Below are 26,627 nucleotides of genomic sequence, written 5' to 3'. Positions count from 1 at the left end.
TCTGGGCATGAAACTCAGAGGCTATGTTTATGGAAGGGACATGCTGTCAATAATATAGGTAACTGTTCTTACTTTATTTTTATTAACATGTTATGGATTAACAAATGAAAAAGATTCTTCTCGCTTCAACCCTCGCGCTGTGTGTCACTTCAGCGTTTGCCGCCGATCCTTCGGCTGTACTGAAAGTTAAAGGCACCCTTACCAACGCGGCGTGTACTCCGGAACTGAGTAACGGCGGTGTTGTTGATTATGGCATGATCCGTCTTGGCGAACTTTCTGCGACCGCGACAAACCAGCTTGGTCAGAAAAACATCGATCTGACAATTAGCTGCGCCAGCAATACAAAAGTGGGTTTTCAGGTTGATGATGACCGCAACAGTTCCGACGCGTATCTGACCGTTGAAAATGCATACTTTAATGGTTCTTCAGCATCACTTGGCTTTGATACCTATGGTGTTGGTGTGACTGACGGAGGTGTGAAAATCGGAAGCTGGGCGGTAAGCGCCAGGACCGACAGTATTCTTGCTGATGGTAAATCCGTAGACTTTATTTCAAGCCCGGACTGGAGCGATAGCGGCGCACCAAACTGGACCTCCAACGCCACAAAGGGCCAACTGTCTCCGACCCGAGCGGTCTACAGTGTAGCCGCTACAGGTACGCTGGAACCCGTTGCATTTAAATCTGTGACTTTCCCACTTCAGGTTTCTCTGGCCATTCAGAATACCGCCACGCTTGCCATTACCGACGATACCGCAATTGACGGTCAGGCAACGATTACGCTGAAATATCTGTAATTCCTGTTTAGCGGATTCCAGATTCATAAAAAAAGAGCCGTTCATTATGACGGCTCTTTTACTCTTTTCTCTGAAATTAATCGCGGAAGTTTTTAAACTGGAACGGCTGACCTAAATCGCCGCCGCGTACCAGCGCCATAACGGACTGGAGATCGTCGCGAGATTTCCCGGTCACACGAATTTCTTCGCCCTGGATCTGCGCCTGGACCTTCAGCTTGCTGTCTTTGATGAGCTTAACGATCTTCTTCTGCACCGCGCTCTCAATACCCTGCTTCAGCTTTGCTTCTACAAACCAGTTCTTACCGCTGTGCACAAATTCGTCTGGTACATCGAGAGACGTTCCTTCGATGCCGCGCTTTAACAGCTTGGCGCGCAGAATGTCGAGCAGCTGATTCACCTGGAAATCAGACTCGCTCAGCACCTTAATGGTCTTATTTGCGTCGTTCAGCTCAAACGACGCCTCAACGCCACGAAAATCAAAACGTGACTCAACTTCGCGGGTTGCGTTCTCAACGCCGTTGCGAACTTCCTGGATATCAACTTCGGAAACAATATCGAAAGATGGCATCTTTTCTTCTCCCTTCACTTTTGTTGCGTTGCATAATACCCGCTACGAGGCATAACTCAACAGAAGCTTAGCTGTATAATTAAGCTGTAACACCTGGCGCAGTTGCAGGTGAGGAGGAACAATGAAAATTACAGTGCTCGGATGCGGAGCGCTTGGCCAGCTGTGGCTGACCGCGCTGTGCAAGCACGGACATGAGGTTCAGGGCTGGCTGCGCGTGCCCCAGCCCTATTGCAGTGTCAACCTGATTGGTGAAGACGGAACCATTTTTAATGAGTCCCTCACCGCGAACGATCCGGATTTCCTCGCGCAAAGCGACCTGCTGCTGGTGACGCTCAAAGCGTGGCAGGTTTCTGACGCGGTAAAAGCGCTGGCCGCGCAGCTCCCCCCCACTTCCCCCATTCTGCTGCTGCATAACGGCATGGGTACACTTGATGAGCTGAAAAGCGTTCCACAGCCCCTGCTGATGGCGACCACCACGCACGCTGCACGTCGCGACGGCAATATCATCGTGCATGTCGCCAGCGGCGTGACGCATATCGGTCCGGCCCGCGAGCAGGATGGCGATTACAGCTATCTGGCCGATATCCTGCAAAAGGTATTGCCGGACGTCGCCTGGCACAACAACATCCGCCCTCAGCTGTGGCGCAAGCTGGCGGTAAACTGTGTGATCAACCCGCTGACGGCGCTGTGGGACTGCCCGAACGGCGAGCTAAAAAACCATCCGCAGGAGATAGCGACGCTGTGCGAAGAAGTCGCTTCGGTGGTGGAGCGTGAAGGCTTGCACACCTCTGCGGATGATTTACGCTATTATGTCGAGCAGGTGATTGATAGCACTAAAGAAAATATCTCTTCGATGCTACAGGACGTACGTGCGTTACGTCACACCGAAATCGACTATATCACCGGCTATCTGTTAAAGCGCGCCCGTGCGCACGGTATCGCGGTACCTGAAAACGCCCGCCTGTACGATCAGGTTAAACGTAAGGAGAATGAGTATGAGCGCGTCAGCACTGGTATGCCTCGCCCCTGGTAGCGAAGAGATGGAGGCTGTCACCACTATTGATTTACTGGTGCGGGGCGGTATCACGGTGACCACCGCCAGCGTTGCCAGCGACGGCAACCTTGCGGTCACTTGTTCACGCGGGGTGAAAATCCTGGCGGATGCCCCGCTTGTGCAGGTAGCGGACGGTGATTACGACATTATCGTGCTGCCCGGCGGCTTAAAAGGCGCGGAGTGTTTCCGCGACAGCCCGCTATTGGTCGAAACCGTGCGACAGTTTCATCTTTCCGGGCGTATCGTCGCCACCCTCTGCGCCGCCGCCGGAACGGTGCTGGTTCCGCACGACATATTCCCCATCGGTAATATGACCGGCTTCCCTGCGCTAAAGGAGACGATCCCGGAAGACCAGTGGGTGGACAAACGCGTTGTCTGGGATCCGCGCGTTAACCTGCTCACCAGTCAGGGGCCAGGCACCGCGATTGATTTTGGCCTGAAGATTATCGACCTGCTGGTCGGGCGCGAGAAAGCGTACGAAGTGGCGTCATCGCTGGTGATGGCGGCGGGGATTTATAACTACTATGAAGAGTAGTGCATAAAAAAAGCCGGGTGGCGGCTACGCCTTACCCGGCCTACATGTGCTCATCTTTTCTCCCTCTCCCTGTGGGAGAGGGCCGGGGTGAGGGCATCAGGCCGCACTCCCCGACAAGAAACTACGGACGATATACCTTCACGTTCGCGAAGCCCTGCTCACGCAAATACAGCGCCTGCAAACGGCTCATGACCCCGCGTTCGCACCACAGCAGATACGTTTTGCTCTGGTCGAGGTCGCCAAACTGGGTGCTCAGCTTGTAGAACGGCAGTGATACTACCTCCACGCCTTCCACCTGCAACGGCTTGTCATCCTGCTCATCAACAGAACGGATATCCAGAATCGTATCGTTAGCACCAAAGCCGCTGACGGTTTCAACTTCTACCACTTCCTGCTCGGTCTGCTGGGCAATCTCGCGGATATCGATGTTAGACGCTTCCGCCACCACTTTTTCCAGGATGCTGAAATCGAAGTTCTCTTCTTCCGCTTCGATCTTCGCCTTCACCGCTTTGATGGTTGGACTTTTTGAGATCACGCCGCAATATTCCGGCATGGTACGGGCAAAATCTTCAGTACCGATTTTGCGCGCCAGATCGATAATGTGCTCTTTATCGTGAGAGATCAGCGGACGCAGGATCAGCGTATCAGACACGTTGTCGATAAGACGCAGGTTGGTCAGCGTCTGGCTGGAGACCTGCCCCAGCGCTTCACCGGTGACCAGCGCCTGCACGCCGTAGCGCTCAGCCACTTTGGACGCCGCGCGCACCATCATGCGCTTCAGCACCACGCCCATCTGCCCGTCGTCCACTTTTTCAAGGATTTCACCGACGACCGGCTCAAAGTTGATCGCCACAAAACGTACGCGGTGAGAGCTGCCGAAGCGGTTCCACAGGTAATGCGCCACCTGACGTACGCCGATTTCATGCGCCGCGCCGCCCAGGTTAAAGAAGCAGTAATGCACGCGGCAGCCGCGACGCATCAGCATATAGCTGGAGACGCCGGAGTCGAACCCGCCGGAGATCAGCGACAGCACATCTTCCTGAGTGCCGATAGGGAAACCGCCAATTCCTTCGTAGCGGCCCTTTACCAGCAGCAGACGATCGTTCTCGATCTCAAGGTTAACGGTGACGTCCGGGTTAGTCAGTCGCACGCGCGCCGTCTCGACGTGCTGGTTCAGACCGCCGCCGACGTAGCGTTCAACTTCAATAGAGCTAAACTCATGCTTACCGCGGCGCTTCACGCGCACACAGAACGTTTTCCCTTCGATCTGGTCGCGGTACTGTACCAGCGCCTTTTCGAAGATATCGTGCATATCGGTGAAGGGAACGTCTTCCACTTCCAGAATATGGTGAATACCCGGGATACGGGTCAGCGCGTCGCGAATATCAAGACGTTTGTTTTCGTCTTTCGCGCGGACTTCAACGTGGTCCCAGTGACGCACCACGGCGAGCGTTTCGTCGTAGTGTTTTAATACGTTACGAATGTTCCCGGTGAGAATTTTAATAAAGCGCAAACGCACGGATTGGCTTTTGATGGTGATTTCAGGGAACAATTTAATGATAAACTTCATGGCGGCAATGTTTCTTAGGCAAGCTTATAAAGGCTTGTAGTGGAAAATGATACAGCAGCCCACACCCGTGGCTGCATCCAGGCGCGCAAGTATACCACCATCGCGCCACTCGCGTTATTTGATAATTGCCCCGAGTCCGTTACCATGTCAGGGCGAAAAATTTAAGAGTCAATTCACTATGCCGAAGAAAAACGACGCACCGGCCAGTTTCGAAACTGCGCTGAGTGAACTGGAGCAGATCGTTACCCGTCTTGAGAGCGGCGATCTCCCGCTGGAAGACGCGCTCAACGAATTTGAACGCGGCGTGCAGCTTGCGCGCCAGGGGCAGGTAAAACTCCAGCAGGCCGAGCAGCGTGTACAGATCCTGCTTTCCGACAGCGAAGACGCTAAAACCACGCCATTCACACCGGACGCCGAGTAAATGGATTTTACCAACGCGCTTCAGGCGCGCGTCGTTCGCGCCAACGACGCGCTGCGCCGTTTCATTGAGCCGCAGCCTTTTCAGAACACTCCACTGGTAGAAGCCATGCACTATGGCGCACTCTTGGGGGGTAAACGCCTGCGTCCGTTCCTGGTGTATGCCACGGGCAACATGTTCGGTATCAGCGATAACACGCTGGACGCCCCGGCAGCCGCCGTGGAGTGTATCCACGCCTATTCGCTGATCCACGATGATTTGCCAGCCATGGACGATGACGATCTGCGTCGCGGTCAGCCAACCTGCCATATCAAATTTGGCGAAGCGAACGCGATTCTGGCGGGGGATGCGCTGCAAACCCTGGCCTTCTCGATTCTGAGCGATGCGCCGATGGTTGAGGTGAGCGATCGCGATCGTCTGGCAATGGTGTCCGAACTGGCAATGGCCAGCGGTGTGGCCGGGATGTGTGGCGGCCAGGCGCTGGATTTAGAGGCTGAAGGTCGTCAGGTGACTCTGGAACAGCTGGAGCGCATCCACCGTCACAAAACGGGCGCGCTGATTCGTGCAGCCGTTCGCCTGGGCGCGTTGAGCGCGGGTGAACGCGGGCGCAACGCCCTGCCGATTCTGGACAGATACGCAGAAAGTATCGGTCTGGCATTCCAGGTTCAGGATGACATTCTGGATGTGGTGGGCGATACTGCAACATTGGGAAAACGTCAGGGTGCGGATCAGCAGCTTGGCAAAAGTACCTACCCCGCCCTGTTGGGCCTTGAGCATGCCCAACGTAAAGCCCGGGATCTGATAGACGATGCCCGCCGGTCGCTGAATGAGCTGGCCGCGCAATCGCTGGATACCTCGGCACTGGAAGCGCTAGCGGACTACATAATCCAGCGTGATAAATAAACTATAAATCTCGATGAGCCTTTGATGAGTTTTGATATTGCCAAATACCCGACACTGGCGTTAGTTGACTCCACTCAGGAGTTACGTCTGTTGCCGAAAGAGAGTCTGCCGAAGCTGTGTGACGAGCTGCGTCGCTACCTGCTCGACAGCGTTAGCCGCTCCAGCGGCCACTTCGCCTCCGGACTTGGCACGGTTGAGCTGACCGTGGCGTTGCATTACGTCTATAACACGCCGTTCGATCAGCTTATCTGGGATGTCGGCCACCAGGCCTATCCGCACAAAATTCTGACCGGACGTCGCGATAAAATTGGCACCATTCGCCAGAAAGGTGGCCTGCACCCGTTCCCGTGGCGCGGCGAGAGTGAATATGACGTGCTGAGCGTCGGCCACTCTTCCACCTCGATTTCAGCAGGTATCGGTATTGCCGTTGCCGCCGAAAAAGAGAACAAACAACGCCGCACCGTCTGCGTGATTGGCGACGGGGCGATCACCGCCGGGATGGCCTTTGAGGCCATGAACCATGCGGGCGATATCAAACCGGACATGCTGGTTATCCTCAACGATAACGAGATGTCGATCTCCGAGAACGTCGGCGCGCTGAATAACCATCTGGCGCAGCTGCTGTCCGGCAAGCTTTACTCCTCACTGCGTGAAGGCGGTAAAAAAGTCTTCTCCGGCGTGCCGCCGATCAAAGAGCTGCTTAAGCGTACCGAAGAACACATCAAGGGCATGGTCGTGCCGGGTACGCTGTTCGAAGAGCTGGGCTTTAACTATATTGGCCCGGTGGACGGCCACGATGTGCTGGGTCTGGTGACGACGCTTAAAAACATGCGTGACCTGAAAGGCCCGCAGTTCCTGCATATCATGACCAAAAAAGGGCGTGGCTACGAACCGGCGGAAAAAGATCCGATCACCTTCCACGCCGTACCGAAATTTGACCATACCAGCGGTTGTCTGCCAAAAAGCAGCGGCGGCATGCCGAGCTATTCAAAAATCTTTGGCGACTGGCTGTGCGAAACGGCGGCGAAAGACGACATGCTGATGGCGGTGACCCCCGCCATGCGTGAAGGCTCCGGCATGGTGGAGTTTTCCAAAAAATACCCGGACCAGTATTTTGACGTTGCCATTGCCGAGCAGCACGCCGTTACCTTCGCTGCGGGACTGGCAATTGGCGGCTACAAGCCGGTGGTGGCGATCTACTCCACCTTCCTGCAACGCGCCTACGATCAGGTTATCCATGACGTTGCCATCCAGAAGCTGCCGGTGCTGTTTGCTATCGATCGTGCGGGCATCGTCGGGGCTGACGGACAGACGCACCAGGGGGCATTTGACCTCTCATTCCTGCGCTGCATCCCGGACATGGTGATCATGACGCCAAGCGACGAAAACGAGTGTCGTCAGATGCTTTATACCGGCTATCACTATCAGGACGGCCCCTGCGCGGTACGTTATCCACGCGGTAATGCCCTTGGCGTTGAATTACAGCCGCTGGAAAAACTGGACATCGGTAAAGGCCTGGTGAAACGTCGCGGTGAAAAAGTGGCGATCCTGAACTTTGGTACGCTGATGCCGGAAGCGGCAAAAGTCGCTGAAAACCTCAACGCGACGCTGGTGGATATGCGCTTTGTGAAGCCGCTCGATGAATCTCTGATTCTGAGCATGGCGGAAAGCCATGAGGTGCTGGTCACGCTGGAAGAGAACGCCATCATGGGTGGCGCGGGCAGCGGCGTGAACGAAGTGCTGATGGCGAACCGTAAGGCCGTGCCGGTGCTTAATCTCGGCCTCCCTGACCACTTCATCCCACAAGGCACTCAGGACGAAGCGCGCGCCGACATTGGTCTGGACGCCGCCGGTATCGAAGCCAAAATCCGCACCTGGCTGGCCTGATCCCTCCCCTTTTCTGCTCCTGCTATGCTTAAACACAGTGTTTAAACAGCAGGAGCGGAACCATGCAATACACGACATTAGGAAAAACGGACCTTAAGGTGTCCCGGCTTTGCCTGGGGTGCATGACGTTTGGCGAGCCTGACCGGGGGAATCATGCCTGGACGCTGCCGGAAGAGAGCAGCCGCCCCATCATCAGGCGCGCCATTGACGGCGGCATCAACTTTTTCGATACCGCTAACAGCTACTCCGACGGCAGCAGCGAAGAGATTGTGGGCCGCGCCCTGCGTGATTTTGCCCGTCGGGATGATATCGTGGTCGCCACCAAGGTGTACTACCCGTCAGGCGATCTGGCTGAAGGCCTTTCTCGCGCGCAAATTCTCCGTTCCATTGATGACAGCCTAAGACGCCTGAACATGGATTACGTCGACCTGCTGCAAATTCACCGCTGGGATTACAACACCCCGATTGAAGAGACGCTTGAAGCGCTAAATGACGTCGTGAAAGCCGGTAAAGCACGCTACATCGGCGCATCGTCCATGCATGCGTCGCAGTTTGCCCAGGCGCTCGATCTCCAGGCGCAGCACGGCTGGGCGCGCTTTGTCACCATGCAGGATCACTACAACCTGATTTACCGGGAAGAAGAGCGCGAGATGCTGCCGCTCTGCTATCAGGAAGGCGTGGCGGTGATCCCCTGGAGTCCGCTGGCGCGCGGGCGATTAACCCGTCCGTGGGGGGAAACCACCGCCCGGCTGGTATCGGATGAAGTGGGTAAAAACCTGTATGACGATACAGAAGCCAGCGATGCGTTAATTGCCGAACGTCTGGCCGGGATTGCCGACGATATCGGTGCAACGCGCGCGCAGGTGGCGCTGGCGTGGCTGCTGAGCAAGCGCGGTGTCGCCGCGCCGATTGTGGGCACATCGCGGGAAGAACAGCTGGATGAGTTGTTGAGTGCGGTGGATTTATCGCTGACGCCGGAGCAGATTGCCGAGCTGGAAACGCCGTATCAGCAGCATCCGGTGGTTGGGTTTAAGTAAACACTTGCCGGGTGGCGGCTTCGCCTTACCCGGCCTACGATCGCACCCTATTTGTAGGCCGGGTAAGCGCAGCGCCACCCGGCAATACACTCACCCAAAGTGATCGTACCCTTTCCAGTCAAGCGTAACCGGGGCGCCGTCGCGGACAAACAGCAGCCCTTCACTTTCCGGCATCACCTGCCCGATACAGGTAAATTTCGCCCCCAGATGCGCTAACGCCACATCCAGCGTCCCGCGATTCAGTTCGGGAACGGTAAAGCACAGCTCATAATCTTCCCCACCGGATAACGCCCAGCGCAGCGCCTGTTCAGGCCCGACATGGCGAAGCAGCTGCTCTGACAGGGGGAACAGATCCAGATCGATGCGCGCACCCACGCCGCTGGCTTTCAGAATATGACCAAGATCGGAGATCAGCCCGTCAGACAGATCGATAGCCGAACTGGCCCGCTCGCGCAGCGCCTGACCGTGCAAAATACGCGGCGTGGGTCGCAGGTGGCGTTTCACCAGGTACGCCGCATCGTCAGCATCTTCAACCGCTAAACGGTTCTGAAGGATCGCCAGCCCTGCCGCGCTGTCCCCCGGCGTACCGGTGACATAGATCCAGTCGCCCGGTTTTGCGCCCGAGCGTTTGAGCGCGCGCCCGGCAGGCACATAGCCGTGGATCGCCAGGGTCATCGAGAGCGGACCGGCAGTGGTATCGCCGCCAATCAGCTGCATATCGTAATAATTCAGCTGTTCAAACAGCGCATCGCTGAAGGCTTCAAGCCAGGCTTCATCCACCTCCGGCAGCGTCAGAGCCAGCGTCAGCCAGGCCGGGTCGGCGCCCATTGCCGCCAGATCGCTGACGTTGACCGCCAGCGCCTTATACGCCAGGTCAGCGGGATCGATATCGGGCAGGAAATGACGCCCACACACTAAGGTGTCGGTGCTGATTGCCAGCGTCTGTTTTTCAGGAATATTGAGAAGTGCACAGTCATCGCCAATGCCGGTTTCAACATCAAGACGAGAGGTTCTGACACGGTCGAAATAACGGGCAATCAGGGAGAATTCGCCGCATGCCATACGTTATGCCTCAGCAAATAAAAGAAAAAACCGGAGTCCTGCACTGCCGATACGGCAATGCAGGACTCCGGTTTGCGGATCACTTTTTGTGGGGACGGATCGCAGGTGCGGCTTTATCCAGCACGCCGTTAACAAACTTGTGGCTGTCTTCAGCGCCGAAGGTTTTCGCCAGTTCGATCGCTTCGTTGATGGCCACTTTGTACGGCACATCATCACGTTTTGACAGCTCAAACAGCGCGATACGCAACACTGCTTTTTCGACCTGGCCCAGCTCTTCGAGCAGACGGGACAGGTATGGCTTCATCAGACCATCGAGATACGCGCTATTAGTCGCCACTCCCGACAGCAGTTCACGGAAGTACAGAACGTCAACGTCTTTCACGTCCTGTTCTGACAGGAACTGGTATTCAACATCAGCGATGTCGTTCTGGGACAACTGCCAGGAGTAAAGCGCCTGAACGGCACATTCACGGGCGCGGCGACGAGCAGCAGGTTTCACGGAATTCCCCTTACAAAAAAATCAGGCCTTAATGGCTTTCAATACATTGATCATTTCAAGCGCGGTCAGTGCAGCTTCTGCACCTTTGTTACCGGCTTTGGTGCCAGCACGTTCGATGGCTTGTTCAATACTTTCGGTAGTCAGTACGCCGAACGCAACAGGAATTTCAGCATCCTGTGCAACGTGCGCCAGACCATTGCTTGCACCGCCCGCAACGTATTCGAAGTGCGCAGTGCCGCCACGAATAACAGTACCCAGCGCAATCACCGCGTCGTATTTACCGGTTTTCGCCAGCGCGCCCGCTGCCAGTGGCAGTTCGTAAGCACCTGGTACCCAAACGACGGTAATGTTGTCATCTTTAACCTGGCCGATACGTTTCAGGGCGTCAACCGCACCTTCCAGCAGGCTATCGTTGATGAAGTTGTTGAAACGCGCGATGGTGATGGCGACGCGAGCGTCCGGGGTAGCTACAGCAGCTTCAATAATGTTCATACTCTTCCTTTACGGGTTCATTTGGCCCCGCAGGGGGGCGGATTTTATCATAATACTTTGCGCACTGCTTCCCTATTTCAGGAGCAATTACGCTGTCGTTAAATGGAGGCAGACATCCGGACCTACCGGACGGATCTCGCTGAATGAGAGTTGCGGCGCGTCGGCCAGTTTTTCAAGGCCGGGCAGCACAAACAGGCCGCGCGCGTCGTAACCTAATAGTTTAGGCGCAACGTAGACGAGAAGCTCATCCACCAGCCCCGCCTGGAGCAGCGCACCGGCGAGCGTCGGACCGGCTTCGACCCAGATGCTGTTGACCTGCTGTTTGCCGAGCAACATCATCAGCACCACTAAATCCAGATGTCCGTTATGCTCCGGCACCATAATGCTGCGTACGCCTTGCGGCCAGTCGCGCGTATCTTCTTTGGTGCGGGCAATCCAGGTTTCACCCGGCTGCTGCACGATACGGTGCTCTGGCGTCACGCGGTTCTGGCTATCAATAATAATGCGCAGCGGCTGACGCAGATTCTCCTGCGGATAAAGTGCCTGGGTATCGGCATTCAGCTCATCCCAGCGCACGGTCATGGCCGGATCGTCAGCCAGCACCGTTTCACTGCTGGTGAGAATAGCATGGCTTTGCGCGCGCAGACGTTGCACATCGCGCCTTGCCTGCGGCGAGGTGATCCACTGGCTTTCGCCGTTCGCCATCGCCGTGCGGCCATCCAGTGACGCGCCAAGCTTAAGCTGGATAAACGGGAAGCCGGTGCGCATGCGCTTCAGGAAGCCTTTGTTGATGGCTTCCGCATCCTGCATCATCAGGCCGTGACTGACGTCGATCCCCTCCTGTTGCAGACGATACAGCCCGCGGCCCGCCACCTGCGGGTTGGGATCCTGCATGGCGGCAACAACGCGCGAGACGCCCGCCGCAATCAACGCTTCACAGCACGGTGGCGTACGTCCGTGATGGCTGCATGGCTCCAGCGTTACGTAGGCCGTCGCGCCACGCGCTTTCTCACCCGCCATGCGCAGGGCATGCACTTCAGCATGCGGCTCGCCTGCGCGATAGTGAAAACCTTCCCCCACAATCTCGCCATCTTTAACAATGACGCACCCGACATTGGGGTTAGGGTGAGTGGTAAACCGACCGCGCTGCGCCAGCTTCATGGCGCGCGCCATGTACATCTCATCGTGCATGAGCTTAATCCTGTAAGCGGGCGATCTCTTCGCCAAACTCTTTGATGTCTTCGAAGCTGCGATAAACGGAGGCGAAGCGGATATAGGCGACTTTATCGAGCTTTTTCAGCTGTTCCATCACCAGATTGCCGATCATTTTGCTCGGCACTTCCCGCTCACCTAACCCCCGCAGATAAGATTTGATATGGTTTAACGCCATTTCGACGTCATCGGAGCTGACGGGCCGTTTTTCCAGCGCCTTGAGCATCCCGCTACGCAGTTTTTCTTCATTGAACGGTTCGCGCACATCGTTACTTTTTACCACGCGCGGCATTACCAGCTCTGCCACCTCAAAGGTGGTGAAACGCTCGTTGCACACCAGACACTGCCGACGACGGCGCACGGAAGACCCTTCGCCTACAAGACGCGAGTCGATGACTTTGGTATCCACAGCGGAGCAAAATGGGCAATGCATACGATGTCCCTGTTATCTGGTTAACTGATTTCTATTTTACCCTGAACTGGCCCGACAACAAAGGAAGAGCTTTTTGAGACAAAGGATCTATGCCTGGGGGCACTATCCTGTCTACCATTGCAGCAATCTGTGATTTCAAGGAATTAAACGCAATGACAAGACGTTACCTGAAAATAGTGCTGGTGGGGAGCCTGTTCACGCTCAGCGCCTGCGCACAGCAAAGTGAAGTCCGCGAGATGAAACAAAGCGTAAATACGCTGAACATGGCGATGGACAAACTTAACAAAGAAACCGTGAAGATCACCCAGCAGAACGCGCTTAATGCGAAATCCAGCAATGGCGTTTATTTACTGCCAGGCGCAAATACGCCCGCGCGCCTGAACAGCCAGATTGGTACGTTAAAGATGTCTCTGGTGAATGTTGCAGCGAATGCCGATGGTACTCGCGCAACATTACGCATTCAGGGTGAATCCAACGATCCGCTTCCCGCGTTCAGCGGCACCGTAGAGTGGGGCCAGATTCAGGGCACCACGGAGAACTACCAGGAAGTGAACGTGAAGAATCAGCTTTTCACCGCCCCTGCCAGCACGCTGGCGCCGAGCGATGTTGATATCCCGATCCAGCTGAGCGGACTCACGCCAGAACAGTTGGGCTTTATCCGCATTCACGACATTCAACCCGCCGCGCAATAACCCTCCCTTTTAGCGGAGTGAAATGTCACTCCGCTAACATTTACATTTCGTATGGATTGGCAACATAAATGATTGCCGCTACAATCCCGCCCGTCTAAAGTACGCAAACGTGAACGCAATCGATTACGTGTGTGAGCGATATGTGAAACAACACATATTTTTGTGAGCAAGGATTCCTATAATAGGCTCCGCAGAAACACGAAATATTTAGAAACGCAATTCGCGCATTTTTCACTCCCGGAAGGGAATTTCAATCAGTGGCATGATTATGAAAAAAACATTACTCGCAGCCGGTGCAGTTCTGGCACTGTCCTCCTCTTTCACTGTTAACGCAGCGGAAAACGACAAACCACAATACCTCTCCGACTGGTGGCACCAGAGCGTTAACGTGGTAGGCAGCTACCACACCCGTTTCGGACCACAGATCCGTAACGATACTTACCTCGAGTACGAAGCGTTCGCTAAAAAAGACTGGTTTGATTTCTACGGTTACATGGACGCACCGGTATTCTTCGGCGGTAACACCGATGCGAAAGGTATCTGGAACCACGGCTCCCCACTGTTCATGGAGATCGAACCGCGCTTCTCCATCGACAAACTGACCGGTACCAGCCTGGCGTTTGGTCCGTTCAAAGAGTGGTATTTCGCGAACAACTATATCTACGACATGGGCCGCAATAAGTCTGGTCGTCAGAGCACCTGGTATATGGGTCTGGGTACAGACATTGAGACTGGCCTGCCGATGAGCCTGTCCATGAACGTCTACGCAAAATACCAGTGGCAGAACTACGGCGCCGCGAACGAGAACGAGTGGGACGGCTACCGTTTCAAAGTGAAATACTTCGTGCCAATCACCCAGCTGTGGGGCGGCAACCTGAGCTATATCGGCTTCACCAACTTTGACTGGGGCTCAGACCTGGGCGATAACGACTTCCGTGACCTGAACGGTAAGAAAGCGCGCACCAATGATTCTATCGCGTCCAGCCACATCCTGGCGCTGAACTACGATCACTGGCACTACTCTGTTGTTGCGCGTTACTGGCACAACGGTGGTCAGTGGAACGACGACGCCAGCCTGAACTTCGGCAACGGCGACTTCAGCGTCCGTTCTACCGGTTGGGGTGGTTACCTGGTCGTGGGTTACAACTTCTAATCCAGCGTTGAGTGCCGGGTGGCGGCTTCGCCTTACCCGGCCTACAAAACCCGATAACGTCGCAAATTGTAGGCCGGGTAAGCGAAGCGCCACCCGGCGCATAAGCCAGCTCAGGCGCTGGCTTTTTACTGCTTCACCTTGCGCAAAAAATCCGCCAAAGATCTGTCCGCGCTTTCGCTAAAGCGTCTTTCCGTCAGCGTAATATGCAAACACCGGTCGAGACGGAAACAGCGGTAGTCATCGCGCCGCTCACACCATGCCGCCAGCAGCCAGTGCTCTCCCCAGAAGAACAGCCCCAGCGGCTGAACCTCACGCCAGGTTAACTGCCCGGCTTCATCCCGGTAGTGCAGCGCCAGCACACGCAGGGCAGAAATTGCCTGGTGGATCACGTCGAAACCACTACGGGAGTGTGGCTGAAGGGCAATATCCGGCGCGTAAATCCGCGTCTGTTCAGCTTTGCGGCGGCTCTCTTCTGGCAGGATCGCCAGCACTTTCTCCTGAGCCGACTCCAGTTCGCGCGACAGCGATTCCCCGCCCCAGGTTTTGAGCAGGCGAATCGCCACCATCAGCGCCTCGGACTCCTTGTTGGTCAGCATCAGCGGCGGTAAATCAAAACCCGACATCAGCCGATATCCGCTTCCCGCCTCGCCTTCCACCGGCACGCCGGAAAGCGACAGGTCGCGGATATCGCGGTACACCGTGCGCTCGGACACGCCAAGCCTTTCCGCCAGATGCGCTGCCGTTGTCAGACGCCTGCCCCGCAGGATCTGCACAATCTGGAACAAACGGTCAGCGCGTCGGGTCATCGGTTTACTCTCATACCGGTTGATGGAGGCCGACGCGATTACCTTCGCTGTCGGTAAACAGGGCTATAGTGCCAATGCCTTGCGGCAGTTCCAGCGGGCCAAACACACACTCGCCGCCCGCAGAGGCAATGCGATCGAGCGTAGCCGCCAGATTGTCAGTATGCAGGTAAATAATAGCGCCCTGCAAAGACGGTGTAATGCCGTCAAATTTTGCCAGCGCCCCGCCGGTATACGGATCCTCATGCGGGAAAACGGCCAGCTCCGCACAGTCCATCTTCTCGCGACGCAGCGCGAGCTGCATCACCGGCTCATAAAATTTAATGGCGCGATCCATATCCGAGACCGGAATTTCAAACCAGTTAATTACGCTTTTCATACATCCTCCTGCCTGTTGTTTGGGTTCAGAAGGAGTCTACGACAGGGCTCCTGACAGCATACTGTCAGGAGTGTTTGTCAGGAGCAGATAAAAAAAACCCCGGTCAACAGACCGGGATTTCAATAACGCGCTAAACGTCGGCTTACGGCAGAATGGACGGCTGATCCGCCCCTTCTTTTTCGACCTTCTGCTGGAGCAGGTGCTCGCGCTTCATGCCCAGTTTCAGTGCCAGCGCGGACGCGACGTAGATAGACGACGCCGTACCGATGGAGACACCAATCAGCATGGTCAGCGAGAAGCCTTCCAGCACCGGGCCACCGAACAGGAACAGCATCAGGATCACCATCAGGGTGGTACCGGAGGTGATCAACGTACGGTGCAGCGTCTGGGTCAACGACACGTTAAAGATTTCGTACGGCGTACCGCGACGGATCTTACGGAAGTTTTCACGAATACGGTCAGATACCACGATACTGTCGTTCAGTGAGTAACCGATAACGGACATCAGGGATGCCACGATGGTCAGGTCAATCTCAATGTGGAACAGAGACAGTATGCCCATGGTGATCACCACGTCGTGCGCCAGGGCGATAACCACACCGGCCGCCAGTCGCCACTCGAAGCGGAAACCGACGTACACCAGGATGGAGATCAGCGCCACCAGCAGCGCCATCGCACCGGTCTGCGCAAGGTCTGCACCGACGCTCGGGCCGACAAACTCAATACGCTTAACCGTTGCATCCTGGCTGGTCGTTTCGTTAATCACCTGAACGACCTTACTGCCCAGCTCCTGGCTGCCATTGGCATCGTGCACCGGCGGCATACGCACCATGATGTCGCGGCTGCTGCCAAAGTTCTGCAACAGCGGCTCTTCAAAGCCCGCTTTTTGCAGCGATTCACGCATCTGATCCATATCGACCGGTTTTTCCAGGGTAATTTCGATCACCGTACCTCCGGTGAAATCCAGACCCCAGTTAAAGCCTTTCACGCCCATAACGGCGATGGACAAGATCAGCAGTAACCCTGAAATGCCGAAGGCCCAGTAGTCCCAGCGCATAAAGTCCCAGACTTTACGGCCGTGGTTCAATTGTTCAACAGTATATTCCTGTGCCACAACGCACTCCTCAGATAGACAGCTTTTTGACGCGCTTGCCGCCGTACAGCAGGTTCACGATGGCACGGGTGCCGACAATAGCGGTAAACATCGACGTTGCGACACCGATACCGGTAGTAATCGCAAAGCCTTTGATCGCGCCAGTACCCACTGCATACAGGATAAGAACCTTAATCAGTGTTGTTACGTTCGCATCGAAGATGGAGCTGAACGCCCCTTTGTAGCCTTCTTCAATCGCCTGCTGTACAGAGCGACCGTTGCTCAGTTCTTCTTTGATACGTTCGTTTATCAGTACGTTGGCGTCGACCGCCACCGCAAGGGTTAGAACGATACCCGCGATACCTGGCATGGTTAGCGTCGCCCCCGGCAGCAGGGACATAATGCCGATGATCAGCACCAGGTTGGCAATCAGCGCGGAGGTCGCAATCAGACCGAACTTCTTATAGAAGAAGATCATGAAGATGATGGACACCGCCAGACCAGCCAGACACGCTTCCAGACCCTGTTTGATGTTCTGCATACCCAGGGTTGGACCGATGGTACGTTCTTCAACAATCTGGATTGGCGCAATCAACGCACCGGCACGCAGCAGCAGAGAGAGCTGACGCGCTTCGTTCGGGTTGCTGATACCGGTAATACGGAAGCTGTTACCCAGACGAGACTGGATGTTGGCGATGTTAATCACCTCTTCCTCTTTCACCAGTACCGCACGGCCATTGGCGTCTTTCTTACCGCTGTCTTTGTACTCCACGAACAGGGTCGCCATCGGTTTACCGATGTTGTCCTTGGTGAAGTTAGACATGATGTTGCCACCTGCGCTATCCAGCGAGATGTTAACCTGCGGCTGGTTGTACTCATCCTGGCTTGAAGTGGAGTCGGTGATATGGTCACCGGTCAGGATCACGCGTTTGTACAGCACAACCGGCTGGCCTTCGCGGGTCTGTTTCACTTCGGAATCGCCCGGCACACGGCCTGAGGCCGCAGCAGCCTGATCGACGTTGGAGTTAACCAGACGGAACTCCAGGGTCGCCGTCGCGCCCAGAATCTCTTTCGCACGGGCGGTGTCCTGGATACCTGGCAGTTCGACCACGATACGGTCAGCACCCTGACGCTGTACCAGTGGCTCCGCCACGCCCAGCTGGTTTACACGGTTACGCAGAATGTTGATGTTCTGCTGAACGGCATATTCGCGCGCTTCACTCAGACGCGCGTCGGTCATTACCGCACGCAGCTGGTTGCTGCCCTGAGAGGTGATCACCAGATCGCGGTGACGCTGAGACAGATAGGTCACAGCCTGATCGCGTGCCGCGCTGTCGCGGAACGTGATGCTCATGCCGTAGTTATCTTCTTTACGTACGGTGGTGTACGGAATGCCCTTATCGCGCAGATCGCTGCGCAGGCTGTCGATATTCTGTTCCTGTAGCTTGCCGAGCGCGGTATCCATATCCACTTCCATCAGGAAGTGAACGCCGCCACGCAGGTCAAGACCCAGTTTCATTGGCTCTGCGTTCAGCGCAGCCAGCCAGCGTGGGGTTGCAGGAGCAAGGTTAAGCGCCACGACATATTTATCACCCAGCACGCCCATCAGCGCTTCACGTGCGCGGAGCTGCGTGTCGGTGGTGTCGAAGCGAGCAAGAATTGCGCCCTCTTCCAGTGCCACAGACTTAGCGGTAATTTTTTCTTCTTGTAACGTTTTCTGGACCTGGATCAGCGTTTGCTCACTGGCGGCGACACCGCGCGCGCCAGTGATTTGAACGGCCGGATCCTCACCATACAGGTTGGGAAGCGCGTACAGCAGGCCGACGATAATCACGACGACCAGCATGATGTACTTCCACAAAGGATAACGGTTTAACACGGCAGTTCCCTTTGGGAAAAGTTGGGATTACAGCGCCTTCATGGTGCCTTTCGGCAGAACGGCAGCTACGAAGTCACGTTTGATAACCACTTCAGTGGTGTCGTTGAGGGCGATAGCAATGTAGCCGTTTTCCGCTACTTTGGTTACGCGACCCACCAGGCCACCATTAGTCAGGACTTCATCGCCTTTCGCGATGGAGTTCATCAGGTTTTTGTGCTCTTTAGTACGCTTCTGCTGTGGACGCAGGATCATGAAGTAGAAGATCAGACCGAACACAACCAGCATCAGAATCAGAGACATCGGGCTGCCCTGCGCTGGTGCACCCGTTGCTGCTACCGCATCAGAAATAAAAAAGCTCATTCAAATTCCCTCATTATTAAAATTAATCAACGTTCAACGGTGGAACATCCCGCCCCTGACGTTGGTAGAAATCGGTCACGAAGCTCTCTAATTTACCCTCTTCGATAGCCTTACGTAAACCAGCCATTAAGCGCTGATAATAACGAAGATTATGAATGGTATTGAGACGCGCACCTAAAATCTCATTGCAACGATCGAGATGATGCAGGTACGCGCGAGAATAATTGCGACAGGTATAGCAATCGCACTCGGAATCGAGCGGGCTGGTGTCACTCTTATGCTTCGCGTTACGGATTTTCACCACGCCATCGGTAACGAACAGATGACCGTTACGCGCGTTTCGGGTTGGCATGACGCAGTCGAACATATCAATGCCGCGACGTACGCCTTCCACCAGATCTTCTGGTTTACCTACACCCATCAGGTATCGTGGTTTATCCGCCGGGATTTGCGGGCAAACATGCTCCAGAATACGGTGCATATCTTCCTTCGGCTCACCCACAGCCAAACCGCCGACAGCGTAGCCATCAAAGCCTATCTCTACCAGACCTTTAACCGAGATATCGCGTAAATCTTCGTAAACGCTGCCCTGAATAATGCCGAACAGCGCATTTTTGTTTTGCAGGGAGTCAAAACGGTCACGGCTACGCTTCGCCCAGCGCAGGGACATCTCCATGGAGCGTTTCGCGTAATCCCAGTCCGCCGGATACGGCGTACATTCGTCGAAGATCATCACGATATCGGAGCCGAGATCGTACTGAATCTCCATGGATTTTTCCGGATCGAGGAAGATCGGATCGCCGTTAATCGGGTTACGGAAATGTACGCCCTGCTCGGTGATTTTACGAATATCGCCCAGGCTGAAGACCTGGAAACCGCCGGAGTCGGTGAGAATGGGGCCTTTCCACTGCATAAAATCGTGCAGATCGCCGTGGAGCTTCATGATCTCCTGACCCGGACGCAGCCACAGGTGGAAGGTGTTGCCGAGGATAATCTGTGCGCCAGTGGCTTCAACTTCTTCCGGCGTCATCCCTTTTACGGTGCCGTACGTGCCCACAGGCATAAACGCGGGGGTTTCTACCACGCCGCGATCAAACACCAGACGACCGCGACGCGCGCGGCCATCGGTGGTATCGAGTTCAAATTTCATTTTTTCTCCGACGTCAGAAAAACAGTCCAACGTTGTAACACGGTGCCGCGGACTTATTCCCCGACACGCTCATTCAAAGCCTGCGGATTGTACGTGATAAACATCGCGTCACCGTAGCTAAAAAAGCGATATTTTTGTTCTACCGCAGACTTGTAGGCGTTCATCGTATGCTGATACCCCGCAAACGCGGAGACCAGCATAATCAGCGTCGATTCAGGCAGATGGAAGTTGGTCACCAGCGCATCAATGACTTTGTACTGATAACCCGGGTAGATAAAGATCTGCGTATCGCCAAAAAACGGCTCAATCAGCTCGCTTTTCGCGGCCTGCGCGGCGCTCTCAAGGGAACGTACCGACGTTGTACCCACGGCCACAACGCGGCTACCGCGCGCTTTCGCCGCCAGCACCGCGTCCACAACCTCCTGCGGCACTTCGGCATACTCGGAGTGCATGATGTGGTCTTCGATGCTGTCCACGCGCACCGGCTGGAACGTACCCGCGCCGACGTGCAGCGTCACGAACGCCATCTCAATGCCTTTGGCGCGCAGTTTTTCCAGCAGCGGTTCATCAAAGTGCAGACCCGCCGTTGGCGCCGCCACTGCGCCAGGCTTCTGGCTGTAGACGGTCTGATACAGCTCGCAGTCGGCCTCTTCGTCCGGGCGCTCAATATACGGCGGCAGCGGCATGTGGCCGATGGTGTTCAGGATATCGAGCACCGTACGCTCGTCGTTGAATTCCACTTCAAACAATGCGTCGTGACGCGCGGTCATGGTCGCTTTGATGCTCTCGTCATCCCCCAGCAGCAGCTCAGCGCCCGGCTTCGGCGCTTTGGATGCGCGAATATGTGCCAGAATACGTTTATCATCGAGCATACGTTCGACCAGCACTTCAATCTTGCCGCCGCTGGCTTTACGGCCAAACAGACGCGCCGGGATCACGCGGGTATTGTTAAAGACCAGCAGATCGCCAGAGTTGAGCTTGTCGAGCAGATCGGTGAAAGTACCGTGCGTCAGCGCGCCCGTTGGCCCGTCCAGTGACAGCAAGCGACAGCTGCTACGCTCAGGCATGGGGTAGTGAGCAATCAGGGATTCAGGTAGTTCAAAGGAGAAATCGGCGACGCGCATGACGTATACTCGTGACTTAAAAACAGGCGGCATAGTCTAGTGCTCACACCCTTTTGCTGCAACAACTAGCCGCTTCTGGACAAATAAAACGCATGAATTTTCTCGCTCACCTGCATCTCGCTCATCTCGCGGACAGCTCCCTTTCCGGCAATTTGCTGGCCGATTTTGTGCGCGGCAACCCTGCGGAAGCGTATTCCCCCGAGGTTGTCGACGGGATTTTTATGCATCGCCGTATCGATGTGCTGACCGATAACCTGCCGGAAGTGACGGAAGCCAAAGCCTGGTTCCGCCCCGAAACCCGCCGCGTGGCGCCGATCACGCTCGACGTCATGTGGGATCACTTCCTGTCGCGCCACTGGTTACAGTTGTCGCCTGACATGTCGCTGCCTGAGTTTGTGCGCTACGCCCACGCGCAGGTGTCGATCATTTTGCCGGACTCCCCGCCGCGCTTTGTGAATCTGAATAACTATCTGTGGTCTGAACGCTGGCTGGAGCGATACCGCGAGATGGATTTCATTCAGAACGTGCTGAACGGCATGGCGAGCCGTCGCCCGCGGCTGGACGCGCTGCGCGACTCATGGCATGACCTGGATGAACATTACGATGCGCTGGAAACCCGCTTCTGGCAGTTCTATCCGCGTATGATGGCGCAGGCAAAAAACAAAGAACTGTGAAGTCGGTTCGATTGATAGGTAAAAGCTGGTGGAACGATTGTTACCACCTCTTTGTCTTATTCCCGTACTGCCTCTATACTGGCCCGCGTTGCGTTCTAAATAACCTTAGTATCTACAGGAGAATCATATGGTTCTGGTAACTCGTCCGGCTCCGGATTTTACAGCTGCCGCCGTTCTGGGCAACGGTGAAATCGTTGAAAACTTCAACTTCAAACAGCACACCAACGGTAAAGCGACCGTTCTGTTCTTCTGGCCAATGGACTTCACTTTCGTTTGCCCGTCTGAGCTGATCGCGTTCGACAAACGTTACGAAGAATTCCAGAAGCGTGGCGTGGAAGTGGTTGGCGTCTCCTTCGACTCTGAATTTGTACACAACGCATGGCGTAACACCCCTGTCGAAAACGGCGGCATCGGTGCGGTGAAATACGCGATGGTTGCGGACATCAAACGCGAAATCCAGCAGGCTTACGGTATCGAACATCCGGACGCTGGCGTTGCACTGCGTGGCTCTTTCCTGATCGACGCGAACGGCATCGTTCGTCACCAGGTTGTGAACGATCTGCCGCTGGGTCGTAACATCGACGAAATGCTGCGCATGGTTGACGCGCTCCAGTTCCACGAAGAGCACGGTGAAGTGTGCCCGGCTCAGTGGGAAAAAGGTAAAGAAGGTATGGCTGCTTCTCCAGACGGCGTAGCTAAATACCTGTCTGAGAACGTATCCAGCCTGTAATCGGCACGGTTTACGAAAAAACCCGCGAATACGCGGGTTTTTTTATACCTGATGCTTTATGCCGCGCCGTCTTTTTTTACCTCGCGCCAGATGCGCCATGCCATACCCGCAAGCACCATCACCCCTGCAATCAGTACGCCCCAGACCATCAGCGTTTTCATCCTGCTTTCCTGCTCTGCCGCAGACGTCGCGGTTAAACGCGCCTCGCCACCCAACGGGACAGGTTCCAGCGTATCGGCCACCGGCAGGGCTGCCAGATCGTAGGTTTTACGTAGCCCGGCCGGGATCAGCATATCCGTCTCCACGCTCGCCGGTTTCGCGGCCCCGTTCCCCCACGCAAGCAGGTACGGCCCCTTCCCTTGCGCATTGAACACCAGATCATAGCGCACCCGTTGCCCGATCACGCCCGGCAGGTTCTCAGGCAGACGCGCATTGAGGGTCTTAATTTTTACCGCCTCGACCAGCCCGCCCGAGAGCGGAACAGGTTCAGACGTTTTACCGCCGAGCTGGTAGACCACCTCTTTTTTCAGCGTGTGCCACCGATCCTTGTCTGCCCCCCGCCATGCTATTTCTGCCGGGAGAACACCCTCGCCATTCAGCATGAAGCCGATCGCACTCAAAGGCTGCGGACGCATCCAGCGCCACACGGCTTCGCTTTCGGATAACCGCTCCCCCTCTCCCGCCAGGCTAATGTGTTCCGATTCCGGCTGCGCTGGGGTGTTAATCGCGTTGACGCCGGTTAACGTCAGAGCAGAACGCCCCGTGTTCAGCACTAAAAGCAGATAACGATTCGCCTCAGGGGATAACACCAGATCGGTATCGATGCGATCGAGCTTCAGGCGATCCTGTCCGCTCACCACATCCAGCAGCGGCATCTCTTCACGCAGGGCATACCAGTTTTTCAGATCCTCGCTGTAATAGACCGAGGCCGTCCCCTGCCACGAGCCATCCGGCGTCTCCCAGTTTAACTGGAGCTGAGAGAGCGGAACCTCCGTCGCGTTTTCCGGCAGGGTCAGCAGATAGTGCTGCCCGGAAGACGCCGCGTGCTGCCCTTCCAGCACAATTTCCACGCCGTTTCTGGCCCGTAGCATGATTTTATCGCCACTCCCCTCTTCCCCGCCCGGTGAGGCGTTAAGCGCAAAGAGGCGCAGCGCCGTGGTGGTCAGTGCTGGCTGTGGGCGCGTCGTAGTAATCAGGCTGAACGGTACCGGCTCGCCCGACTGATTAAACACGCGGACGTCGCGCAAATCGGGCGATGTGCTCTGCTGATAAACCGCCAACGGCAGCATGACCCGATACCACGGCGAAGAGGCAGAGGTATCAAGGGACAGGCCGTAGGCATAATCACGTGGGGATTCCGCTGGCGCGCCTTCGCTGAATGCAGGACCGGCCAGGGCCAGCAGCGCTGAACAACAAACCGCTTTCATCCATTTCATTTTTCTTCTCCTGCCTTAGGCGGTAGCGGCGAGAAATAGCCCACAATCAGCACCAGGATCGCCACGCCAATAAACGCGACGGCGCGCGCCAGGCCACCACCGCCCGCGCTGTCCACCAGCATCAGTTTAAGCATCACCACGCCCAGCAGCACCGCACCGCCAAGCCACTCCTGGCGGGAGGCCCGACGGGTGGCGCGGATCATGACCACCAGCGCGCAGAACATCCAGAACAGGGCAAAGGTGGTCTGGATAAGCCGCGAATGCCACAACGACTCCATATTCCAGGCCACCTCACCGTACCACGCCAGCGCGCGAAGCAGCGCGCCGTTAAGCCACCAGAAGCCAAACGCCATCAGCACAACGGCGGGCCACGGGCGGGATTGCGCAAGCGATGCCGGGTAGTAGCGATCCACAGCCCGATAAAAGACCACCAGCCCCAGCAGCGCAAACGCCGCCCCTTCCTCAAGCGGGTTCACCAGCGGCAGCCATGTCTGCCGGTAGACCACCCCGTCCTGGAAATTGGTCACCACCAGCAATACCATGAGTGCCACCACCACTGGGATCACGGCAAGGCAGGCATAGAGGGCTGGCCATGCCCGGAACGGCCACACGCGTCGGCGTACTGTCGCGGAGAGCGCCATAATCACTCCGCCGCCGACAGCCATCGCAATGCCGCTTCCCCAGGCCGCCATGCCCCATGGCAGGGAACGGGCAAACCAGTAAATCTCGGCGGCCAGGGCGAGTAAAATCATCCACACCAGCGACAGGTGCAGCCCCATTGAGGTGCGCGCCAGAAGTTTATCTTCGTCGCGCCGCAGGAGCATCAGGGCGGCAGGCAGCGCCATACCCCAGGCCAGATTTGCCCAACCGGCCGCCAGGATCTGCTGTTGCCAGACCTGATACAGCACCATCAGCAGCATCACCGGCCACAGCAGCCATTTGCTGGCATCCAGCTCCCGCCATGCCAGACGAGCGGCAGCCTGCCGCCAGCCCCAGGCCGACGCCGCCGTCAGGGCCAGCACACCTGCCAGAACCGATAACTCCTGCTTCAGGATCAACTGTGACGCACCCAGCAGCGCCACTAACCAGAACAGCAACCCACCGGCCAGCAATACCCAGCTGCCCGGCAGCGCAATTTTCCGCCACAGCCAGGCCGCAGCCAGCCAGCAAAGACTAAGCACCGCGAAAATAAGCAGCAGGCTCAGCGAGGTGACGCCGTCCATTTGCGCCCATATCGCGCTGCCGAGCGCCAGCACCAGCAGCGCCGTCCCGCTATAGCTCATGCGCCGCTGCTGCTGTTGTACGCCCAGCCAGAGGATCCCCAGCCCTTCCAGCGCCCAGGCCATCGCCGTCCAGCGCGCCGAAAGCGCCAGCGGAATGGCAAGCGTGGCAAACCCGCCGCCGATCGCCAGCGCCGCCATAACCAGTGGTCGCCCGATGGAGGGATAGCGTCGTAGCGCGAGGAACGCCAGTGAGAGATAAAACGCACCATAGCCCAGCGCGCCGATCGCCGGGCCGTACGTCCAGTGTGACGTCATGCCGTACTGCATCCCAAACCCCACCAGCGGCGGGGCAAACAGCAGTACGCCATCAATAATCTGTTTGCCTTTTTCCTGCGCCCGCAGCGACAGCGCTACGCTAAACACGCCAAAAATAAGCGTATTGGCGATCAGGAACAGCTGAGAGATAACATAGTCTTCCGGCTGGTAGTCGCTCAGCCCCCACACCCCGCCAACGCCGAATGTAAAGAGCAGCCCGAGCAGGTTTAGCTCGCGCCAGTGCTGCCAGATGCTGATAACGAGAATGCCGATGGACAGCAGAAGATAGAAGGAGAACAGCGCCACAAAGCTACCGCCCCCGGTAGAGAGGAGCAGCGGCGCAAGATACCCGCCGAGGCTCGCCAGCATGGCAAGGCTGAGCGCCTTTTGCAGCATGGCCAGTCCGACGCTCGCCGCGCAAATCACCACCAGCAGCGCAAACGCCAGCGTCATCGGCAGCATCTGCCACAGCCGGAATGCGCCAAAGACGGTCAGGTAGAGCACGCCGGTCGCTCCGCCCTGGAGGATCAGCGCGTAAATCCGCTGTCTGTGCCGCAGCCGCCATCCAATGACCAGCAGCACCATGGCAAACAGCGCCGTGGCCGCCAGGCGAAGCTCAAGCGGAAACAGTGAATGCTCAACCGTATAGCGCAGCAGGAAAGAGAGGCCGAGGAAGAGCAGCACAATCCCCAGTTTTGCCAGCGGATTGCCCTGCATAAACCAGCGCGTCAGCGAGGTCAGGATGCCGCCAAAGGCGGAAGGTCGTTTTGCCGCCTGTACAGGCGCAGGTTCAGCTTCAGTGACGGGCGGTGCGGGACGCCAGGGATCGACAGGTGCGGTAACGGCCTCGGCCACCGGCGCTGGCTCCTCCAGCGGCGCGGCAGTTTGAACCCGCTCCGGCGCTTTATCAGCCACACCGCGCTGCTCAAGCGCCTCAATGCGCTGGCGAAGCCGGGCGATCTCCTGCCTCGCCGCCGTGCTTCGGTTAAACCCTATCACCGCCAGCACGGGTGCCACCACCAACGCAAACACCAGGAACAAACAGCCAAGGATGTAAAGCTCGTCCATGTTTCCACCTTCACCGTAAACGATCCGTTAAGATTGACACAACTCGTTGCATTTGCGCCATCTTAAAAGGTGAAAACCACTCTG

Annotated in this window: 27 protein-coding genes; 11 read left to right on the top strand and 16 right to left on the bottom strand. The window is 56.4% G+C overall.

All coding sequences use genetic code 11. The features are described 5' to 3' along the window. Positions 1-104: 104 nt before the first annotated feature. Entirely contained in the window at positions 105-794 is a 690-nt protein-coding gene (locus ACOTX7_RS02015; RefSeq protein WP_006809899.1) for a DUF1120 domain-containing protein, read from the top strand. 76 nt (positions 795-870) lie between these two features. Here ACOTX7_RS02015 and ACOTX7_RS02010 read toward each other — a convergent pair whose 3' ends face one another. Beyond that, positions 871-1,362 (bottom strand): YajQ family cyclic di-GMP-binding protein, encoded by a 492-nt coding sequence (locus ACOTX7_RS02010; RefSeq protein WP_023293165.1) that lies wholly within the window; start codon positions 1,360-1,362, stop codon positions 871-873. A gap of 121 nt (positions 1,363-1,483) precedes the next feature. Between ACOTX7_RS02010 and panE the strand changes: the two genes are divergently transcribed. Beyond that, on the top strand, positions 1,484-2,395 hold the full coding sequence (gene panE / locus ACOTX7_RS02005; RefSeq protein WP_221813001.1) for a 2-dehydropantoate 2-reductase: 912 nt from the start codon (positions 1,484-1,486) through the stop codon (positions 2,393-2,395). After that, positions 2,358-2,951 carry a protein deglycase YajL gene (gene yajL, locus ACOTX7_RS02000; RefSeq protein ID WP_006809902.1) on the top strand — a complete coding sequence of 198 codons (594 nt, stop codon included), beginning with the start codon at positions 2,358-2,360 and terminating at the stop codon, positions 2,949-2,951. The genes panE and yajL overlap by 38 nt, the downstream gene beginning before the upstream one ends. Positions 2,952-3,072: 121 nt before the next feature. On the opposite strand, the gene thiI is transcribed toward yajL, so the two are convergent. After that, positions 3,073-4,521, bottom strand: coding sequence for a tRNA uracil 4-sulfurtransferase ThiI (gene thiI, locus ACOTX7_RS01995; protein WP_006809903.1), 1,449 nt, complete (start codon positions 4,519-4,521; stop codon positions 3,073-3,075). A 178-nt stretch (positions 4,522-4,699) separates the two neighbouring features. On the opposite strand from thiI, the gene xseB reads away from it, so the two are divergent. From xseB to ACOTX7_RS01975, 4 genes are all read left to right on the top strand, one after another. Next, positions 4,700-4,942 carry an exodeoxyribonuclease VII small subunit gene (xseB, locus tag ACOTX7_RS01990; protein WP_003859094.1) on the top strand — a complete coding sequence of 81 codons (243 nt, stop codon included), beginning with the start codon at positions 4,700-4,702 and terminating at the stop codon, positions 4,940-4,942. Beyond that, entirely contained in the window at positions 4,943-5,842 is a 900-nt protein-coding gene (gene ispA / locus ACOTX7_RS01985) for a (2E,6E)-farnesyl diphosphate synthase (RefSeq protein ID WP_006809904.1), read from the top strand. Positions 5,843-5,866: 24 nt separating this feature from the next. After that, complete coding sequence (gene dxs, locus ACOTX7_RS01980) at positions 5,867-7,729, top strand: 1-deoxy-D-xylulose-5-phosphate synthase (protein WP_221256980.1); 1,863 nt, start codon at positions 5,867-5,869, stop codon at positions 7,727-7,729. Positions 7,730-7,791: 62 nt separating this feature from the next. Then, complete coding sequence (locus ACOTX7_RS01975; RefSeq protein WP_006809906.1) at positions 7,792-8,766, top strand: aldo/keto reductase; 975 nt, start codon at positions 7,792-7,794, stop codon at positions 8,764-8,766. A gap of 90 nt (positions 8,767-8,856) precedes the next feature. Here the strand turns inward: ACOTX7_RS01975 and thiL are convergent, their stop codons facing one another. The 5 genes from thiL to nrdR all read right to left on the bottom strand — a co-directional run bounded on the left by thiL (position 8,857) and on the right by nrdR (position 12,464). Then, positions 8,857-9,828 (bottom strand): thiamine-phosphate kinase, encoded by a 972-nt coding sequence (thiL, locus tag ACOTX7_RS01970; protein ID WP_221256979.1) that lies wholly within the window; start codon positions 9,826-9,828, stop codon positions 8,857-8,859. Between the two features lie 79 nt (positions 9,829-9,907). After that, entirely contained in the window at positions 9,908-10,327 is a 420-nt protein-coding gene (nusB, locus tag ACOTX7_RS01965) for a transcription antitermination factor NusB (protein WP_006809908.1), read from the bottom strand. A 21-nt stretch (positions 10,328-10,348) separates the two neighbouring features. Beyond that, a complete protein-coding gene (gene ribE / locus ACOTX7_RS01960) occupies positions 10,349-10,819 on the bottom strand; it encodes a 6,7-dimethyl-8-ribityllumazine synthase (protein WP_003859098.1) in 471 nt (156 codons plus the stop codon). 87 nt (positions 10,820-10,906) lie between these two features. After that, positions 10,907-12,010, bottom strand: a complete 1,104-nt coding sequence (ribD, locus tag ACOTX7_RS01955; protein WP_047355283.1) for a bifunctional diaminohydroxyphosphoribosylaminopyrimidine deaminase/5-amino-6-(5-phosphoribosylamino)uracil reductase RibD — start codon at positions 12,008-12,010, stop codon at positions 10,907-10,909. A 4-nt stretch (positions 12,011-12,014) separates the two neighbouring features. Then, positions 12,015-12,464 carry a transcriptional regulator NrdR gene (nrdR, locus tag ACOTX7_RS01950; RefSeq protein ID WP_003859099.1) on the bottom strand — a complete coding sequence of 150 codons (450 nt, stop codon included), beginning with the start codon at positions 12,462-12,464 and terminating at the stop codon, positions 12,015-12,017. Between the two features lie 152 nt (positions 12,465-12,616). Here nrdR and ACOTX7_RS01945 point away from each other — a divergent pair, with 152 nt between their 5' ends. Together ACOTX7_RS01945 and ACOTX7_RS01940 are read left to right on the top strand one after the other, a co-directional pair. Continuing rightward, positions 12,617-13,156, top strand: coding sequence for a DUF3251 domain-containing protein (locus tag ACOTX7_RS01945; RefSeq protein ID WP_221256978.1), 540 nt, complete (start codon positions 12,617-12,619; stop codon positions 13,154-13,156). A 268-nt stretch (positions 13,157-13,424) separates the two neighbouring features. Beyond that, on the top strand, positions 13,425-14,309 hold the full coding sequence (locus tag ACOTX7_RS01940; protein WP_032673778.1) for a nucleoside-specific channel-forming protein Tsx: 885 nt from the start codon (positions 13,425-13,427) through the stop codon (positions 14,307-14,309). 125 nt (positions 14,310-14,434) lie between these two features. Here the strand turns inward: ACOTX7_RS01940 and ACOTX7_RS01935 are convergent, their stop codons facing one another. The 7 genes from ACOTX7_RS01935 to queA all read right to left on the bottom strand — a co-directional run bounded on the left by ACOTX7_RS01935 (position 14,435) and on the right by queA (position 21,097). Beyond that, positions 14,435-15,115 carry a helix-turn-helix transcriptional regulator gene (locus ACOTX7_RS01935; RefSeq protein WP_006809913.1) on the bottom strand — a complete coding sequence of 227 codons (681 nt, stop codon included), beginning with the start codon at positions 15,113-15,115 and terminating at the stop codon, positions 14,435-14,437. Positions 15,116-15,125: 10 nt separating this feature from the next. Beyond that, positions 15,126-15,491, bottom strand: a complete 366-nt coding sequence (locus tag ACOTX7_RS01930) for a VOC family protein (RefSeq protein ID WP_221256977.1) — start codon at positions 15,489-15,491, stop codon at positions 15,126-15,128. A 142-nt stretch (positions 15,492-15,633) separates the two neighbouring features. Then, a complete protein-coding gene (secF, locus tag ACOTX7_RS01925; RefSeq protein WP_006809915.1) occupies positions 15,634-16,605 on the bottom strand; it encodes a protein translocase subunit SecF in 972 nt (323 codons plus the stop codon). A 10-nt stretch (positions 16,606-16,615) separates the two neighbouring features. Continuing rightward, a complete protein-coding gene (gene secD / locus ACOTX7_RS01920) occupies positions 16,616-18,463 on the bottom strand; it encodes a protein translocase subunit SecD (RefSeq protein ID WP_003859106.1) in 1,848 nt (615 codons plus the stop codon). 27 nt (positions 18,464-18,490) lie between these two features. Further along, positions 18,491-18,823, bottom strand: coding sequence for a preprotein translocase subunit YajC (gene yajC / locus ACOTX7_RS01915; RefSeq protein WP_003859109.1), 333 nt, complete (start codon positions 18,821-18,823; stop codon positions 18,491-18,493). 22 nt (positions 18,824-18,845) lie between these two features. Further along, on the bottom strand, positions 18,846-19,973 hold the full coding sequence (gene tgt, locus ACOTX7_RS01910; protein ID WP_003859110.1) for a tRNA guanosine(34) transglycosylase Tgt: 1,128 nt from the start codon (positions 19,971-19,973) through the stop codon (positions 18,846-18,848). Positions 19,974-20,026: 53 nt separating this feature from the next. Then, complete coding sequence (queA, locus tag ACOTX7_RS01905) at positions 20,027-21,097, bottom strand: tRNA preQ1(34) S-adenosylmethionine ribosyltransferase-isomerase QueA (RefSeq protein ID WP_221256976.1); 1,071 nt, start codon at positions 21,095-21,097, stop codon at positions 20,027-20,029. Between the two features lie 92 nt (positions 21,098-21,189). On the opposite strand from queA, the gene acpH reads away from it, so the two are divergent. Both acpH and ACOTX7_RS01895 read left to right on the top strand, forming a co-directional pair. After that, entirely contained in the window at positions 21,190-21,771 is a 582-nt protein-coding gene (gene acpH / locus ACOTX7_RS01900; RefSeq protein ID WP_047355281.1) for an ACP phosphodiesterase, read from the top strand. A 127-nt stretch (positions 21,772-21,898) separates the two neighbouring features. Further along, on the top strand, positions 21,899-22,501 hold the full coding sequence (locus tag ACOTX7_RS01895) for a peroxiredoxin C (RefSeq protein ID WP_003859113.1): 603 nt from the start codon (positions 21,899-21,901) through the stop codon (positions 22,499-22,501). Positions 22,502-22,557: 56 nt separating this feature from the next. Here ACOTX7_RS01895 and ACOTX7_RS01890 read toward each other — a convergent pair whose 3' ends face one another. Together ACOTX7_RS01890 and ACOTX7_RS01885 are read right to left on the bottom strand one after the other, a co-directional pair. Further along, positions 22,558-23,937 carry a DUF3999 domain-containing protein gene (locus tag ACOTX7_RS01890; RefSeq protein WP_221256975.1) on the bottom strand — a complete coding sequence of 460 codons (1,380 nt, stop codon included), beginning with the start codon at positions 23,935-23,937 and terminating at the stop codon, positions 22,558-22,560. Further along, positions 23,934-26,543 (bottom strand): DUF2339 domain-containing protein, encoded by a 2,610-nt coding sequence (locus tag ACOTX7_RS01885; RefSeq protein WP_221256974.1) that lies wholly within the window; start codon positions 26,541-26,543, stop codon positions 23,934-23,936. The genes ACOTX7_RS01890 and ACOTX7_RS01885 overlap by 4 nt, the downstream gene beginning before the upstream one ends. Between the last annotated feature and the right edge of the window lie 84 nt (positions 26,544-26,627).

Origin of the sequence: Enterobacter cloacae complex sp. IR5418 (assembly GCF_049238105.1) — a bacterium.
GTDB classification, from domain to species: Bacteria; Pseudomonadota; Gammaproteobacteria; order Enterobacterales; family Enterobacteriaceae; genus Enterobacter; species Enterobacter hormaechei.
The sequence above is the reverse complement of the archived record's forward strand: the minus strand, read 5'-3'. Positions and strand labels throughout refer to the sequence as shown.